This window comes from Paenibacillus sp. O199, assembly GCF_001636635.1.
Classification (GTDB): Bacteria; Bacillota; Bacilli; order Paenibacillales; family Paenibacillaceae; genus Paenibacillus; species Paenibacillus marchantiae.
The window spans coordinates 27,775-44,371 of sequence record NZ_LGRP01000022.1; the positions used below are offsets into that span (position 1 = coordinate 27,775).

At 45.3% G+C, this 16,597-nt stretch carries 13 protein-coding genes, 1 pseudogene and 1 riboswitch; of the genes and pseudogenes, 5 read left to right on the forward strand and 9 right to left on the reverse strand.

The features are described 5' to 3' along the window. The first annotated feature begins 149 nt into the window (after window positions 1-149). The 3 genes and pseudogenes from A6049_RS24000 to mmuM all read left to right on the forward strand — a co-directional run bounded on the left by A6049_RS24000 (window position 150) and on the right by mmuM (window position 3,893). A complete protein-coding gene (locus tag A6049_RS24000) occupies window positions 150-1,349 on the forward strand; it encodes a Ger(x)C family spore germination protein (RefSeq protein WP_063567062.1) in 1,200 nt (399 codons plus the stop codon). A gap of 65 nt (window positions 1,350-1,414) precedes the next feature. Continuing rightward, window positions 1,415-1,517, forward strand: a riboswitch (SAM riboswitch). 94 nt (window positions 1,518-1,611) lie between these two features. Continuing rightward, window positions 1,612-2,865, forward strand: a pseudogene (locus A6049_RS24005) (amino acid permease); the annotation flags it as partial. A 44-nt stretch (window positions 2,866-2,909) separates the two neighbouring features. Beyond that, entirely contained in the window at window positions 2,910-3,893 is a 984-nt protein-coding gene (mmuM, locus tag A6049_RS24010) for a homocysteine S-methyltransferase (protein ID WP_063567063.1), read from the forward strand. Window positions 3,894-4,058: 165 nt separating this feature from the next. On the opposite strand, the gene A6049_RS24015 is transcribed toward mmuM, so the two are convergent. The 8 genes from A6049_RS24015 to A6049_RS24050 form a co-directional block, all read right to left on the reverse strand. Next, window positions 4,059-5,210 (reverse strand): PQQ-binding-like beta-propeller repeat protein, encoded by a 1,152-nt coding sequence (locus A6049_RS24015; RefSeq protein WP_063567064.1) that lies wholly within the window; start codon window positions 5,208-5,210, stop codon window positions 4,059-4,061. Between the two features lie 33 nt (window positions 5,211-5,243). Further along, window positions 5,244-6,440 (reverse strand): hypothetical protein, encoded by a 1,197-nt coding sequence (locus A6049_RS24020; protein WP_063567065.1) that lies wholly within the window; start codon window positions 6,438-6,440, stop codon window positions 5,244-5,246. A 35-nt stretch (window positions 6,441-6,475) separates the two neighbouring features. Further along, window positions 6,476-6,709 carry a hypothetical protein gene (locus A6049_RS24025; RefSeq protein ID WP_017692142.1) on the reverse strand — a complete coding sequence of 78 codons (234 nt, stop codon included), beginning with the start codon at window positions 6,707-6,709 and terminating at the stop codon, window positions 6,476-6,478. Between the two features lie 139 nt (window positions 6,710-6,848). After that, window positions 6,849-9,251: an ABC transporter permease gene (locus A6049_RS24030; RefSeq protein WP_063567066.1), complete on the reverse strand. Its 2,403-nt coding sequence runs from the start codon at window positions 9,249-9,251 to the stop codon at window positions 6,849-6,851. A gap of 3 nt (window positions 9,252-9,254) precedes the next feature. Next, window positions 9,255-10,013, reverse strand: coding sequence for an ABC transporter ATP-binding protein (locus tag A6049_RS24035; RefSeq protein ID WP_205412039.1), 759 nt, complete (start codon window positions 10,011-10,013; stop codon window positions 9,255-9,257). Window positions 10,014-10,157: 144 nt separating this feature from the next. Further along, the gene (locus A6049_RS24040; protein WP_063567068.1) at window positions 10,158-11,600 is read right to left on the reverse strand and encodes a sensor histidine kinase; all 1,443 of its coding nucleotides are present in this window, start codon (window positions 11,598-11,600) and stop codon (window positions 10,158-10,160) included. Window positions 11,601-11,621: 21 nt separating this feature from the next. Then, window positions 11,622-12,326: a response regulator transcription factor gene (locus A6049_RS24045; protein WP_063567069.1), complete on the reverse strand. Its 705-nt coding sequence runs from the start codon at window positions 12,324-12,326 to the stop codon at window positions 11,622-11,624. Window positions 12,327-12,524: 198 nt separating this feature from the next. Continuing rightward, complete coding sequence (locus A6049_RS24050) at window positions 12,525-13,343, reverse strand: helix-turn-helix domain-containing protein (RefSeq protein ID WP_082935232.1); 819 nt, start codon at window positions 13,341-13,343, stop codon at window positions 12,525-12,527. Between the two features lie 144 nt (window positions 13,344-13,487). On the opposite strand from A6049_RS24050, the gene A6049_RS24055 reads away from it, so the two are divergent. Next, window positions 13,488-14,264: a sugar phosphate isomerase/epimerase family protein gene (locus A6049_RS24055; RefSeq protein ID WP_063567070.1), complete on the forward strand. Its 777-nt coding sequence runs from the start codon at window positions 13,488-13,490 to the stop codon at window positions 14,262-14,264. A 27-nt stretch (window positions 14,265-14,291) separates the two neighbouring features. Beyond that, window positions 14,292-15,311, forward strand: coding sequence for a Gfo/Idh/MocA family protein (locus tag A6049_RS24060; protein WP_063567071.1), 1,020 nt, complete (start codon window positions 14,292-14,294; stop codon window positions 15,309-15,311). 330 nt (window positions 15,312-15,641) lie between these two features. Here A6049_RS24060 and A6049_RS24065 read toward each other — a convergent pair whose 3' ends face one another. Further along, on the reverse strand, window positions 15,642-16,589 hold the full coding sequence (locus A6049_RS24065) for an aldo/keto reductase (protein WP_063567072.1): 948 nt from the start codon (window positions 16,587-16,589) through the stop codon (window positions 15,642-15,644). Window positions 16,590-16,597: the final 8 nt, after the last annotated feature.

Sequence of the window (16,597 nt, forward strand, 5' to 3'; positions counted from 1 at the left end):
ATTTATATCATCGCCTTAATTCCCAAGGATGTGAACGAAACATTTCAACTGGGGGATGCGGTGGGTAATTTATCCATTTACCTATTTGGAATTCTGCCTACAGTCCTGCTGTTGATTAGCATCCTCCGCAAAAAAGGAGGGAAGTACGCATGAGTCGCAAAGTCAGATTAGCGCTATTGCTGCCTGGATTAATGCTGCTGTTGTTTACCTCTGGATGCTGGAGCAGCAAAGAGATTGAGGATCTTAGTGTGTACGTGGGACTGGGTATTGATGTTGCCAAAGAGACAGAATTTGAGAAGAGTGTGAATGAACAGGGTGGACACTATCCGAAAAGGAATAATATCACAGCTACGGTTCAGATTGTTCCTAAGGGATCATCCAAGGAAGAGAGCCAGCAAGGATCCCCTGGAGCAGGGAAGTCCTATTTTAACGAACAATTAACAGGCGATTCAGTTATACAGATATTTCGTCAGTTCTCTCTGAGAAGAGACCGGCCGCTGATTGGACATCATCTGAAAGTCATCGTGGTGTCCTCCGAGGTGGCCCGGAAATTCAGACTGGATCAACTGCTTGATTTTGTGTTGCGTGATAATGATATTCGGCCAAGCTGTCTGGTTGTTGTCAGTGATCGCAGGGCACTGGATGCATTGACGTCCAACGATCCCAGTGAGATTCCTTCATTCTACCTTACCGGACTTGTGGACAATGTGTATCGTACCAATAAAATTCTGCCACCAGTGTCACTCGCCAAATTGGATGCAACCATGCAATCGGGGTCGAGCTATTTGCTGCAAAATGTCATCTCCTATGAGGGGGAACACAAGTTTTCGGGAGCGGCCATTTTTAGCGGGAAAACGAACCGATGGATCGGAAGTCTGAATCAGACGGACATGGAGGGACTATCCTGGGTACAAGGAAAAGCGAAAGGTGGAGTCGTTAAGACGTATACACACAAAGACGGCAGCACTATAACCTACGAGATTAAACACATAAAATCGAAAATTATTCCCACAGTTAAGGGCGACGATATTTCATTTCATGTTCAAATTGAATCAGACGGCTGGTTTATGGAAAATTGGACAGCTCCGGAAGCGCATGGTTCTGAGCATTATCTGGATGGTCTGGAGAAGGACTTCGGTCATATGGCTGAACAACAGGTAGATCAATTGCTTCACAAAATGCAGGATGTCTACAAGGTGGATGCAGCAGGGTTTGGCGATAAGCTGCGAATCAAATATCCACGGGTATGGAAGAAAATTAAAAATAACTGGGACGAAACGTTTAGTGAAATTCCAATCACGTATGATATTAAAGTTAAAATCACAAATCAGGGATCATCGACGGAATAAGAGAGACGTTTCTTTTTAATAGTTGACACAAGCATGATAGATCGCTATTTTTATAAAAAATCATTTTCTTATCCAGAGAGGTGGAGGGACTGGCCCTTAGAAACCTCAGCAACAGATCTGAAGGATACTGTGCTAATTCCAGCGGGTGAACAGCCTGATAGATAGGAGCGTTTGTTTTTATTTGTCAGTAACGGCGCACTCTTCAGGAAGAGTGTGTCTTTTTGTTTTGTTGTTTTCTGGATGAAGAAGTAGGGGAGCAGACATGAATAACAACAAAGATACAGGGCATTTTCAGCGCAAAATGCAGGCACGTCATGTAATCATGCTCTCACTTGGTGGTGTCATTGGTACAGGTCTTTTTCTTAGTTCGGGTTATACCATCCAGCAGGTAGGACCGATCGGTACCATTCTGTCTTATCTGATCGGAGCGATTGTCGTCTAGCTGGTCATGCTCTGTCTAGGTGAACTTTCTGTTCATATGCCAGAGACAGGGGCGTTTCATAGCTATGCGGCAAAATATATTGGACCAGCAACAGGATACACTGTAGCCTGGTTGTATTGGCTCACTTGGACGGTTGCCCTCGGTTCCGAATTTACAGCGGCCGGGCTGTTGATGCAGCGCTGGTTTCCTTCAGTGAATGTTTGGATCTGGAGCACATTGTTTGCTCTTATGATCTTCCTGTTCAACGCGCTGACCGTCAAATTTTTTGCGGAATCGGAGTTCTGGTTTTCCGCAGTTAAAGTCCTTGCAATTTTAGTCTTCATTATTCTTGGGGGCGCAGCCATGTTCGGTATTATTCCAATGGCAGATTCGGAACCTGCACCGTTTCTATCCAATATTACAGCATCTGGTTGGTTCCCCAATGTGGCTACTGCGATACTAATGACGATGCTTGCCGTAAACTTTGCGTTCTCGGGTACCGAATTGATTGGGATTGCTGCCGGGGAAACAGAGAATCCGGAGAAGACGATTCCAAAAGCGATCCATACCACACTGTGGCGTTTAATTATCTTTTTTATCGGAACGATTATTATTCTCTCGGCCTTGTTGCCTATGTCGGATGCCAGTGTATTGGAAAGTCCGTTTGTAGCGGTAATGGAGCGGGTGGGAGTACCCTATGCAGCAGACATTATGAACTTTGTTATTCTGACGGCGATTCTCTCTGCTGCCAATTCGGGCCTCTATGCATCTTCACGGATGCTCTGGTCTCTGGCTGACAAGAGAACGATCTCTCCGTGGTTTGCCAAGTTGACCAAACGCGGAGTACCATTGAATGCGCTTCTGATTAGTATGGTGGGTGGTGCACTGGCTCTGCTGTCCAGCATCATTGCGCCAGGTACCGTGTATATTACACTGGTCTCCATTTCAGGTCTGGCTGTCGTTGCGGTATGGATGAGCATCAGTGCTTCACAGTATATGTTCCGCAGACAGTATATCCGGGAAGGACATGCGGTCAAAGATCTTGTCTATCGTACGTCACTGTATCCAGCGGTGCCTATTATCTCGTTTATATTGTACAGACTAATCCCATAGAACAGATCCTGCGTGAGTATCCGGTCATGATTCTGGATGGAGCGCTGGCCACGGAACTCGAACAGCATGGGTGTGATCTGGATGATCCACTATGGTCGGCTCGTGTATTGCTCGAGAATCCAGATGTTATCGTTCAGGTCCATGCGGATTATTTCCGCGCAGGAGCCGACTGTGCAATTACATCCAGTTATCAGGCGACGGTGGAGGGGTTCCGCAAGAGAGGAATCGGCGAGCAAGCAGCGTTGGACCTTATTCGCAAGACGGTGGAACTGGCTGCACAGGCGAGAGATGACGTATGGGCAGAAGTGCAGGACGGGGGATTTGAAAACACGGCAGTCAAACCGGAGGGCAATCTGGTATTCGGAACGGCACAACAAACGTCTGATGTCTTGGAGACAGGGGTCTTGGCTCGGCCACGACCGATGGTTGCTGCATCCGTTGGGCCCTACGGCGCTTATCTAGCTGATGGATCGGAGTATGTCGGTCACTACGGCGTGTCGGATGAGACGTTGGCTGCATTCCATCGTCCGCGTATGGCGGCGCTGATTGAAGCGGGTGCTGATATTCTGGCGTTTGAGACGATTCCTTCGTTGCAGGAAGCACAGGTGCTGGTTGATTTACTGAAGGAGTTTCCTCATGCGTATGCCTGGTTATCTTTTTCTTTAAAAGACGGGACGGCAATCAGCGAAGGCACGCCGATTGAGACATGTGCACGATTGTTTGGTTCCGAGCCGCAGATTGCTGCGATTGGCCTGAACTGTGCTCCCATGGAAGTGGTGACAGAAGCCGTAAGTATTCTCAGCCGTGCCAGCGACAAACCTGTTATTGTGTATCCGAACTCGGGAGAAGTATACGATGCTGCAACGAAGACGTGGAGTGGACAGGGAACGTGTGGCAGTATGAGTGATGCTTCGGAACAGTGGGTTGCTGCGGGTGCAAAAATTATTGGCGGCTGTTGCCGCACGACGCCACATCAGATTGGTGAACTTGCAAAGAAGTGGCGGAATTAAAAGACTTGATGTAGAGTTGTACCCCGAAAAGCTAGAGATACAACCAAATATAAAGAAGCCCTCACGACCCATTACTGGATTGGTGAGGGCTTTTTCAGTGTGATTTAGCGTTAACATCAACATGAGGACATTCCTCTTGTGATGCTTTTGATGCTTCTGATTATGCTATTTAATTAACTGAGTGCTAACTAAGGTACGACCTTCGTCGCTTAGGATGTACAGACCCGTTGTGTTATTGAGAAATAGACGTTCCTTATGAAGATCAAATTCGCCATTTTTGTAAGTGTACAAAACCTTCAGGTTGTTTGTGTCCATAATTATTAGTTCTAGTTCATCTGCGTCATTCTTTTCAGATTTAAACATCAAACTTGTGCCATCCAAAGCCATATTGGGATATGATACTGGCAGGTATGCCTTCTCAGCAATTAATCTACCTGAAGATGAATATAGCTTGATTCGTTTATTTTTATAATCCACAAATATAAAACGACCTTTCAATGCAAAAAGCTCTGTTGAATATTCCTTATAAGGAAGTTGTTTTGTCCAGTTTAGCTGCCCTATGCTGTTGTAGCCTTTAAGCGTTATTGTTTTTTTGTAGATATTATAATGCAGGAATGTGCCGTCAGATAGACTCTTAATCCCATTGTAACCTTTACCACCAGTAATCGTTTTAATTTTTTGTCCGCTGGTCAGGCTAATCAAGTAAAAATCGGGATTATCGCCAAATTTACTGCCGACAATCACATCACCATGAATCTGCTGCATAAAATATGGAACCTTGAACTTTCGACTTAAATTTCCACTAGCATCGTAATAGTAGAGTACATTGCTTTTATTATCATGGGAGACTGAAATCAAATATAGACTTCCATTTTCGCCTGGAATGGCTGATTCAGCCGAGTATAGTCTCCAATCTTCTGGCGGCCCGGGCAGAGGTGCTGTCCAACGGATCTGACCTGTGGCTATATGCTTGGCACTCACTTGATTATCGGCAAAAATAAACATGTATCCATCATCGGAAAGCGTGTACTCGTCGTCCGTTGGAATCGACCAAAGGAGCTCCCCTGTTTTGGCATCTACACTGTCGATATAATAATCATTATTCTTGTCTACTTTAGTTACGAGAAGACTTTCATTCCCCATGGCATCTGTAACACTCTTCATTGAATATGAGCTTGTTGCACTCTGTCCACCGTTGGTAATATCATACCCCCATTGGAATTGCAGCAGATCTTTAGCCAGAGCTGGCTCGGATGGGATTGCAAGGAAGAAGCATAGGCTGGCTATAAGCCAATAGTTGATTCGCTTTAAACTCATGATTGGTAGACTCCTTATGTAATGTTCTCTGGATTATGGAAGTAACTGATACTTTCTTATCGTCTGCCCGTCGGAAGGCAGGAAAAATAATTCATTTTGCTTATTGAGGAACAATTCATCTTGATTAAACCTTACATCGTTCCAATCGTTCTGTGTCACCCGATAGAGCTCTCTCAGATTATTTGAATCTCTAATCACGAGTTCTATTCCCTGTTCCGTGTATTGGATGTACATAAAACTCTGTAAATCGATTGCCATTTTCAGAGGGCTATTTGGATCACCTTGCATGTAGAAGGGATTTTCATTGACTCCTGTAATGAATTTTCCATCCGAATTCATAAGCATGATATTGCCTGCGGTTTGTTCCAGATACAGCACACGATTATGGATGATAAATATCTGGGGAGGCCCTTTTTTAAAAGAAAAATCATACTTCCATTTCAAAGCTCCCGTAGGCGAGTACGCCCTCAACTCAAGTTCACGGTTATTGATAAACTTCCGGGTTATTAGGGTTCCATCGTCCGTAACCCTATTCCCGTAGGGCAAGGTTGTTTCATTGGTCAGCACCGTTAGCTTCTTACCTGTAGAAAGATCAAAAACATGAGTATACGGACTTTTGTTGCCCGGTTGACCTAAAATAAATTTGCCTTCTATTGTGTAGTATTGCATATAGGGGAGAACAAGCTTTTTGCTTCGATGTCCCTGTTCATCATAATAATAAAGAGTTATATATTTGTTTTTGTGATAAGTAAAAGAATAAACTGTTCCGTTTTTGGTGAAATCTGAGGACTGACCTTCACGAAAGTAAGGGTTTATTGAGGACCATATCGGTTTACCGGTTGTCAGATCCGAGACCGTAATAATATCATCAAATCTTTTTTCATAGTCATCAGTTTCAGCAGGTTTGAAAGTATACATGTAACCATCACTGGTTGAACCATAATCAGATTCTGGCTTGGACCATCGGATGTCCCCGGTTTCACCACTAATGTTCTCCACATATATGAGGTCCTCATTCACAACCTTTCTCACCAGAATGTTTAGGTTGCCGGATGAATCCAGTCTGAAGTAATGCGGAGTGAATCCATCCCCCCATTGGCCAGAATCGACCTGCTTGACCCATTCAAGTTGTGGCACGGTCTTAGCCCAGGCCGAAGGCGTGCCAATCGACAACAATCCTACACTCAGGATGCTGATTAATAAACAAATTCGAATACAAAACCATTTCAAAATAAACAGCCCCTTAACAAAGATCGAGGTCAAACTTAATCTGGACCTACCGTTTCATTTTTAATATCCTGCACCAACCGTATGATCTCCGCAACACCTAGTAACAATAGTCCTGCTATAATACCGTTCATCATAACTGGAAGAGCCAAAGACCATTGAAAGCCATTGAACTCATTTTGCCCAACGAGGATACCGGCAATAATGGATAGAATGATGCTAATCCAAGCGATCCACTTCAACAATTTACTCGTTTTATTTTTGTTGTACAAAGAAATTAACTCCTTTACCATAGTATGCCATTAAGTCTATCATATCTATCATTGCTAGGTATATAGGACTATTTTTGTGTCGGATTTAGAGTTTTGTTGAAATATATTGTCATGTGTTTTAATGTCTGTCTGCTGCATATTATTCAATAACAAGAATGCGCGGGGATGCCTGACGAATCACCTTGGTTGATCTCCAGGAGCCAAAAGCTGCTGCAAGGATACTCAGAGAAGAGAAAAGTATAATCCCCCACCAATTCAGAACCAACGGGATTTGTACGATACCGTATCCAGAGAGCACCTTTTCAAGCAATAATGGAAGAAGGTACACACCTGCAATAACGCCAAACATCGAACCGATCAGGGATAACAATACAACTCCCAATGTAATAGAGGACCGAATACTGCCGGATGTCATTCCAATCGACTTATAAATGCCATACGTCTTGCTCTCTTTGCGAATACTGATCCGGCAGGTGCTGAAGATAATGATAAATGTAACCAAAATGAACAGCAGACCAATTAGAGCCATGGGGTACACAAAAATGCTTGCAGCTTCTGCATAAACAGAATCCAGCAGCGTTTTTTGTGTGACGATGGAAGCAGAGTCTTTGAACCGCTCATTCAATTGGTTAGCAATAGCTCCTGCCTGTGAAGGATCGTTGACATTGATAAACGCCACATTTACATCTCCGTAATCCGGATTCACGCTTCGAACCGCTTGAGCTGTGATTCTTCCGGATACCGACAAGTCGGAGATGGCCTGATAGATGCCCGAAATCATGAACGTGCGCTTCTCTCCTTCAATGTAGAGATCAATGAGATCTCCAATATCCTTGTTGAACATCTTGGCAACACTAACCCCGATTGAAATTTCATTTTCGAGTTCCGGATTGTTTCCTCTCAACGTCTCAAAACCAAGATCTTGATAGCTTCCATCCAGTACTCTTAGATAAAGACTGGTAGACTGGCTGGCCACGTCGGTTGAATCATCTGGAAGGATAACCCCTGTGATGTTCCCTTGCCAGCCCACATTTTTGATGCGAGGGTCCTCTTCCAGCACCTGCTTTAACTCATCCTTGGGGAAGGTAGATTTGTTCACAACGACGGCGGCGATGTTAGCATTGTCGTAGCCCCAATTGGCAGCTGTCTGATAAATTCCGGTAATGCTGGTCAGTACAACATATCCAAGGACAAGCACAGAGGCAGCCATCGTGGTTAACAGCAGCATCAGAACAGAGCTCTTGGTATTCTTGATCAGATTTCGTATGCCAATGACGGCGGCTACTGGCAGCCGGGCAAATCCAACCCGGTTGGCTAGAGGCGAATTCATTCGTCGGGCCAAGCGGGTATTTTCAGTTTCCGACATACCGTAGCGGATGGCTTGCACAGGCTCGATGCTGCGCGCCTTTTTGGCGTATAACACAACGAATAATATTACCAGCGCAAACAGCAGTATGCCGACTAACATGGCTGCTCCGATGCCTTCCATCGGTACATCTCCATTGCCAGTTCGCAGAGAAGACACAGAAATGTTGATAATGAATTTGGATACAAACACGCTCAGCGCCAGTCCTGGAATAACGGCAATGATGGACAGCAAAGCATATTGAATAACATAGGTACCGATTGTTCTCCCGGAGGTCAATCCCAGTGATTTCAGAATCCCTATTGTTTTGTAGTTGGCCAGAATGGCATCCGAAATGGTAAATCCAATGGTGATGAGAGCGATAACCATCATGACAGCACCCAGGAAAATCATAATGAATCCAATAATCTGATTGATAATCAGATAGAAGGAAGAGATACTCTCAAACTCCATCTTGGTTTCCAAGAAAGGGGTATGGGTCTCACTGGTGTAACGATCCCAATAGCTGGAGTTGGTTCGATAATCATCAAAATGGATACCCATCATATAATTATCTTTTCCTGCGAGTGCCTGGAAGTCATTCTGGTAGTCTGTACTGTTCATCCAGATCCTTGCCGCATTGGTGAATGGTGCACCGTAAGGAACATCGACTACAATCGCGGATACCCGAAGATCAAGCGCGGAAGACCCTGTTTTGAAATTAACGGTATCTCCTACGGCTATATCATAGGCATTCGCCATTGAAGTGGGAATCCATACGCTCCCTTGTTCGGGAGCCGAACTCTGCGCACCACTCGAAAAGATCAGTTCATCGACGGCCCAGGGCGGCTGAGGGGTATTCATCATGTACAGATAAAGGTTGGGAATGTCCATGCCTTTGAAGGCGATTCCGGACAAGGTACGATACGTGAGCAAAGGTGAAACCTCAACTCCGTCCTGTTCAGCCCACCATTCATAGACGGCTTTAGGATCATTCAGTCCTTTATCAAACGTCAATATTTGATGGGACCCGTTGGTCCGGGTGTGCATTTCGTTGAACAGATTGCCCGTGTTGGCCAGAATAATAACCGCAGTAGATACCAGTAGTGTAGATAGCAAAATGAGCAAGGTGATAAACAGATTCTGTGTCTTATTTTTGCTCAGGTAGGAAAGGCTCAGTTTCAACATAGCAGCCATAAATTACTCCTTTCCCGACACAAACGCGAAGACCATCGATTCCCGATTCTGGATCTGGTGTTCGTCATATTTGTCAAACTCGAGAATACCTCCAACCTTGCCATCCCGGATAAAGATCAGACGATCCGCCCGGCAGGCTGCCTTGATATCATGCGTAACCATCACAACAGACTGTCCCTTACGGTTGATATCGGTCAGGATATCCAGCACGGCTTTCCCGTGCTCATAGTTGAGGCTTCCCGTGGGTTCATCTGCAAAGATGATGTCCGGTGAATTGATCAGCGCACGTGCAATAGCTGCTCGTTGCTGCTGGCCACCCGAGGTTTGGGAGGGGAGACGGCTATTCTGTCCGTCGATATCCATTGCCTTCATGAGGTGGGTGGCACGTGCCTTGACCTCACTTTTTTTGCTTCCGGCAATGTAACCTGGCAAGGCGATGTTATCCTGGATGGAAAGACCGGGCACCAGATTGATACTTTGGTAGATGTAGCCGATTCTACGGGTACGGAATTCGGACATTTCCCGCTCACTATAGGCGTCAATACGCTGATCCTGAAAATAAACCTCGCCGGCTGTTACTTGGTCTAGTCCGCTTAACAGATAGAGCAGCGTTGATTTGCCTGAGCCGGAATTACCCATGATGACGGTGAAATCCCCTTCATAAATATCAAGATCAACATTGCGTATGGCATGATATTGTTCGCTTCCAGTATTATATGTCTTGCATAAGTTTTGAGCGCGGATAATGGATGTTTTGGTCAAGCAGATCACTCCCCATGACAGTATACGATTCATTCTAATAGGGGAATGTTGAGAAAGACTTATCAAATTATGAATAAAGTATTACAGCCCTATTGGTAAATGGATTGAGATGAAGAAAAGAAGGTTGGAAATGAACTTCTATGCTCAGCAGATTGGAAGAGTAAACTGAAACAGAGTGCCCTGTCCCTCTTTGCTGGAAAAGGAAATATGTCCTCCATGGGCTTCGATTATACTTTTGCAGATGGACAAGCCGAGACCGGTTCCCTCATGAATATTCCTTGCGGAAGGTGAGGAATTCCCCCTAAAATATCGTTCAAACACAAAAGGCATATCCTGAGCTCGAATTCCCTGCCCTGAATCGGCGATACTAATCCTCAATTTACCTAAATCAAGTTCCGCGTTAATCCGAATAGAATCTCCCGGGACGGTATGTTTGAGCGCATTGGAAACCAGATTGGACAGGACCTGTTCAATTCGTATGGGGTCCATTCGGATAAGAACATTGGGAATATGCTCCGGCTCCTCATAAATCAGACCGTTCATTCGTACGATATGTCCAATAGGGTTCAACATCGTTTCAAATGCGGATCGACTGTAAACCTCACGCGGCTCCACAGAAATCTGCCCCAGCTCCTGCAATGCATGAACAAGCAGGTCCTCGACAAGACGAGCTGTTTTGTCCGTATTGGTCTGCATGACTTTCATATACTCCATCAGAGTTTCTTTATCGGAGCATATTCCTTCCAGAATAGCTTCTATGTAGGCTTTTACTGTTGTAATAGGTGTTTTGATATCATGAGAAATATTGGTAATGAGTTCTTTTTGCGCAGTTTCCTGCCGGATACGAAGTTCGCTTAAATGCATAATTTCTGTACGCATCAGATCAAACATGGCGTATAGTTCGCTCATCTCATCCATGCGGTTATACTGTACCGGTTCATTATATTGTCCTTTGAGAATGGATTCGGCATGTTTCTTCAACTGATGAATGGGGGAGAGCAGCTGTGTCTTTAATTTTCTCTTCATCAACACTAGATAAATGCCAAGAACCATAGAGGTGATCAAAAGCGTACCCAAAATAAAGAAAGGGAATGTCACCGTTTCTTTCACCATAACCATTGCCTTAGGAATCGTGAAGAGGGCATTGCCAATCTGGCTTCCTTCGGGACCAGCCATAAGAGGGAAAGCGATGTTAAGCGAATCGTTTCCGTTCGTGGCCTGTGCGGCATGATTCAGATCATAATGCAGGGCTGATCGCAGATTGACTTGTTTTCCTTCGGAGGTGGGAGAAGAGGACAGCAATATAGTCCCATCCAATCCAACATAAGAAAGCTCTACCCCGTTTTCCTTGACGATAGAAAGAAGATTTTCTCGTACTCTTGTTTCCTGCAGGAGATGAATATTCTGTTCCAGGTTAAGCAGGATGGGGTTAACCCGGAGACGAACTTGCTGGATGGACACAGTAGACTCAGTCGAATTTCGGTTTTCTAGCAGATTAAGAAATAAAACCAGACTACATCCGATCAGAATAAACAGGAGGAAGAACGATGCTTTGAGCCATCGTGCCGACCAGGTGTTCAGTGACATGTTGTCTCCTCCAATCTTTGCCTATTCATGATTGAATTTGTATCCCACGCCCCAGACGGTCTTTAGAACAGCAGGATGGGAGGGGTCTGCCTCAATTTTTTCTCTTAGTCTGCGAATATACACGGTTACCGTATTTTCATCTCCGTATGCAGCATATCCCCAGATCGCATCCAGCAATTGAGACTTGGAGAAGACCTGATTTTTATTGCTCGCCAGATAATGCAGGAGCTCAAATTCCTTGGCGGAAAGAGAAACCTCGTTACCGTCTAAAGTGACCTTATAGGCTTTCTTATCAATCTCCAGGTTAGCCAAACGTAGTAGATTTGTTCCGTCTCGTTCGGTCGCTAAAGATAAACTGTCATATCGTCTAAAGTGTGCATTAATTCGTGCGAGTAATTCGCTCAGGGAGAAGGGTTTGGTCATATAGTCATCCGCCCCGAATCCCAGGCCGAGCACCTTGTCGGTATCACTGCCTCGTGCACTCAATATGAGAATTGGAATGTTGTTTCTCCGCCGAATTTCCCGGCATACATCGATCCCGTCCAGATCCGGAAGCATGATGTCCAGAATAATATAATCCGGCTGGAGCATGTCCATCATTTTCAACCCGTCTTGTCCATTGCTGGCCACTGCGGCTTCATACTGATTTTTGGTCAAATAATCTCGCAAAATGCGCGAAATATCATGTTCGTCTTCGATAATTAAGATTTTACGTTTGGTTTCCATTGAAATCTCTCCAAATAGTAGAGTGGTAGAGTATAAGACTAACCTATGTATGAATCTGTAAGAATACTATATTTTAACTATACAGTTTTGTTTTCGTGAAGTCATGGGAACTACAAGAGGTTTTTTTGAAAGAAAGCAGCCGATTGAAATCAGCTGCTTTCATTATGAAGAAGGAAGAGGATCGAGCCACAACTACACTTATAAATGCTCCAGATCAATGGATTGATGGGCCTGGGATTTGAGATATTCAGCCGGGGACATTCCAAAGTGGGATCGGAATACCCGGTGAAAATAGGAATAGCTTGCAAAGCCGCATGTTTCGGCAATATGCTCTAGGGTCATATCGCTGTACTTCATACGCTCCAAGGCAGCGTTCAGCCGAATCTCAATCGCATACTGGATCATCGTTTGGCCATAGTGCTCCTTGAACAATCGCACCGCACGAGACAGGCTTAGTCCTGCGTAGCGGGCGGCTTCTTCGAGTTTGAAGGTCACAGTGGCATGCTCTTCAATGAATCGTTTCAGCTTCAATGTCGAGGAAACAGAACGATCCGTCTGGATATTCTCCTTGATGGCCCGATCGATATACAGACACAAACCACGCAGCAGTACGTCATTCAGTTCTATATTTTCCTCCAGCGGTCCACGGCGTTTCTCCAGGAGCATACTGCGCCAGAGACTGACCAATTTATCATCCAGCCCGATGTGGCTCACTGTGGAACGGTGGTAACGCTTCCACCAGCTATCAATCCAATCCCCTTCACAGAACAAATAATAGTCTCCGCTGGACAATCGGCCCTCCTTGTGAGGTTCTTCAACCACGAGATAGTAGTCGTCTCCGGGTTTGAGTAGCAGTAAATCCCCGCCAGTCATCTTAAATTCTTCATCCTGCACATATACCTTGCAAGATCCTTCGGTTTGCAGACGGAACAGATAAGTCTGCAACTCGCCCTTCATATTATGATTAAACGCCTTATAGTGATAGGAATAGTCACAGATCAGTACTGAGGTTTCCAAAAGATGTAATCCTCCAAATTTAAAAATTTGATCAGATAGTTCATGTTCTGACGATATTGTATATGTTCATTCTAGCCTGTTTTGCGTTAGGATGATACCAGATAGAGCAATGAAAGCAAATTTGAGAGCAGAGGTGCATCTATTATGAAAAAACTTAATATTGGTTTGCAATTGTTTACACTCCGTGATGAAACTGCAGCAGATTTCCGTGGAACTTTGCGCAAAGTAGCAGAGCTTGGTTATGAAGGTGTCGAATTCGCCGGATATGGTGACATTCCTGCCGAAGAAATGAAAGCGCTATTGGATGAGCTTGGACTAAAAGGTTTTAGCAGCCACGTTTCATTACATGCTATGCGTGAAGATCTGCAACAACAAATCGACTACCTCAAAACTATTGGGGCTCAATATATGATCTGCCCTTACCTGATGCCTGAAGATCGTCCAGAGAATGCAGAAGGCTGGACAAAACTGTTCAACGAATTGCAACAATATGGTGCAGAAGCGACTAAACAAGGTCTGATCTTCGGTTATCATAACCATGATTTTGAATTCCACGGTCAGGTTGGCGACGAAAATGCCTTTGATGCAATGTTTGTTCAAACGACACCTGAAGCGGTTCAAGTGGAAATGGACGTATGTTGGGTACAATTTGCCGGACAAAATCCGATTGAGTATATCAACAAATATGCAGGCCGTCTGCCGTTGCTTCACTTGAAAGACTTCAGCAAAGACGAACAGGGCCAGATGAAGACACTGGAACTGGGACAAGGTTCAGTTAATCTGCCAGCTGTTATTGAAGCGGCTACAAGTGCAGGTGTAGAATGGCTGATCGTGGAACAGGACGTTTGCCAGAATCCACCGCTTGAAAGCGTAGCCAACAGCCATAACTGGCTGAAACAGAATTACTTGAACCAATTCTAATTTATTTGTCAAAGGAGACATTTGTACATGAGTAAAATTAAAGTTGCTGTATTCGGCTGTGGAGCCATTGCCGAGCGCAGACATATTCCAGAGTACGCTGCCAATGAGAACGTAGAACTTGTCGCTTTTGCCGATCCGATCGTGGAGCGTGCGGAGAAGATGGCCGAAACTTACGGCGGTAAAGCTTACTCTAGCTACGAAGAATTGCTTGCAAGCGAAGAAGTGGATGCGGTCAGCGTTTGTACGCCGAACTACCTGCATGCTTCGATGGCCATTGCTGCTGCGAATGCCGGTAAACATGTACTGGTGGAAAAACCGATGGCGGTTACTACCGAAGAAGGCGAGCAAATGATTGAAGCTGCCAAGAAAAACGGTGTGTATCTGATGGTTGGACACAACCAACGTTTGATGCCTCCACACGTAAAAGCCAAAGAAATTCTGGACTCCGGCAAACTCGGTAAAGTCCTGAATTTCCGTACTTCCTTTGGTCATCCAGGTCCGGAAGGCTGGAGCGTAGACGGTGCAGAAAGCTGGTTCTTCCGCAAAGAAGAAGCGATTATGGGAGCCATGGGTGACCTGGGCGTGCACAAATCGGACTTTATCCGCTATTTGCTGGATGATGAAGTATCCGAGGTTGCTGGTTTCATCAGCACACTGCACAAGGAAAACACCAAAGTGGACGATAACGCAACATGCCTGCTTCGCATGAAGAGCGGTGCAATCGGTACGCTGGTAGCGAGCTGGACACAATACAGAGCAGGAGATAACAGTACGGTTCTGTGGTGTGAAAATGGTGTGATGAAGATCGGAACGGTAGATGGTGACGAGGTTATCGTTGAGCTGACTAACGGTACGGTTGAAACATACAAAGTAGGCGCAATGTCTACCAACGAGAAACAAGTACCAAGCGGCGTTATTGACGCTTTTGTCGAGTCGATTGTAACGCAAACACCTCCAAGCATTTCCGGTGAAGAAGGTCTGCGTTCCCTGCAAGTGATTCTGGCAGCATTTGAATCCGAGAAGACTGGTCAGATCGTGAAGCTGTAATCGTAACGATATCATCGTCATTACTTTAAAAATTTGACTATCTCATATTAAAAAGGGGCTTACCTCCAGAGAAATATTTCTGGCGGGTAGTCTCTTTTTATTACTTTTTCATGACAGCCAGATGGGTAGAATCCGTAATAGAGGACAAGTCTGGACCCGAAGTTTGGCGATATGCTGATCCTAGCGAAAAGCGATTATTGATCCTGCCTGCGGCATGGCTACAATGGTTGAATGGTTAGCTGGCATTCCAAAAAGGACTGACCACTCCGCTACATCGCGGAAGAGTCAGTCCTTTCACTATCAAGATTGAATTAAAAGTGTATGCCAGTTTTACACGCTTGGTTTCACATTACTGCCCAAATCCAGCCAATCCAGTTCTTCACGAGTTAGTGTGATACGAGAACCTTCGTCACAGGAGAGCAATTCTGCCTGATTCTGGGCACCAATCAACGCACAGGTTGGAAACGGCTGATTTAATACATAAGCGAGAGCAATCTGGATGGGGGAAGTCTTTTTCGACTCGGCTAATTGTTCCGCTCGGTGCAAACGTTCCCAGTTGCCGTCACTGTAAAATACACGAACCAGATCTTCATTGTCCCGCACTTCAGGTGTAAACCTTCCGGTAAAGAAGCCGCGAGCCTGGGAAGACCAGGACAGCAAAGGAAGCTTGGTGCGTTCATGCCATGCCAGTGTTTCATCGTCTGCCGATACACAGCCGGCCCAGAACGGTTCATTCGCTTTGGCGAGACTGAGATTCGGACTGCTGAATGTAAAACCTTTCAGACCGTTAGCAGCTGCATATGCATTAGCTTCTTCTAGCCGCTGCCAGGTCCAGTTGGAGGCGCCGATCGCGCCGATTTTGCCGGATTCAATATGTTCGTTCAATGCTTCGAGAATCACTCCAACGGGTGTGTTGGGATCGTCCCGATGCAGGGCATATAGCTCCACATGTTCCGTTTGCAGCCGTTCCAGACTGGTTAGAAGGTCACTGCGGATAGCATCAGCGTTAACGCGTGGGCCATTCTGGTCATGATGCGCACCTTTGGTCAAAATAACGATCTCGTTACGGTTACCCCGTTCCTGCATATAACGTCCGAGCACTTCTTCACTCTGCCCGCCACAATAAATATGCGCGGAGTCAACGGTATTACCGCCAATCGCCAAGAATGCATCCATGTTCGTAGCTGCTTTCTCATAGGAATCATGGTAAAAATAATCGGTTCCTTTAATCAGTCGGGAGATAGGTTTACCTGCACCAGCAATTTCAATGTATTCCATAATTCAGT

Bases quoted from the DNA above. Each gene is read 5' to 3' on its own strand.
- A6049_RS24000 (WP_063567062.1), top strand. From the start codon at position 150: ATGAGTCGCAAAGTCAGATTAGCGCTATTGCTGCCTGGATTAATGCTG.
- mmuM (WP_063567063.1), top strand. From the start codon at position 2,910: ATGATTCTGGATGGAGCGCTGGCCACGGAACTCGAACAGCATGGGTGT.
- A6049_RS24015 (WP_063567064.1), bottom strand. From the start codon at position 5,210: ATGAGTTTAAAGCGAATCAACTATTGGCTTATAGCCAGCCTATGCTTC.
- A6049_RS24030 (WP_063567066.1), bottom strand. From the start codon at position 9,251: ATGGCTGCTATGTTGAAACTGAGCCTTTCCTACCTGAGCAAAAATAAG.
- A6049_RS24040 (WP_063567068.1), bottom strand. From the start codon at position 11,600: ATGTCACTGAACACCTGGTCGGCACGATGGCTCAAAGCATCGTTCTTC.
- A6049_RS24045 (WP_063567069.1), bottom strand. From the start codon at position 12,326: ATGGAAACCAAACGTAAAATCTTAATTATCGAAGACGAACATGATATT.
- A6049_RS24055 (WP_063567070.1), top strand. From the start codon at position 13,488: ATGAAAAAACTTAATATTGGTTTGCAATTGTTTACACTCCGTGATGAA.
- A6049_RS24060 (WP_063567071.1), top strand. From the start codon at position 14,292: ATGAGTAAAATTAAAGTTGCTGTATTCGGCTGTGGAGCCATTGCCGAG.
- A6049_RS24065 (WP_063567072.1), bottom strand. From the start codon at position 16,589: ATGGAATACATTGAAATTGCTGGTGCAGGTAAACCTATCTCCCGACTG.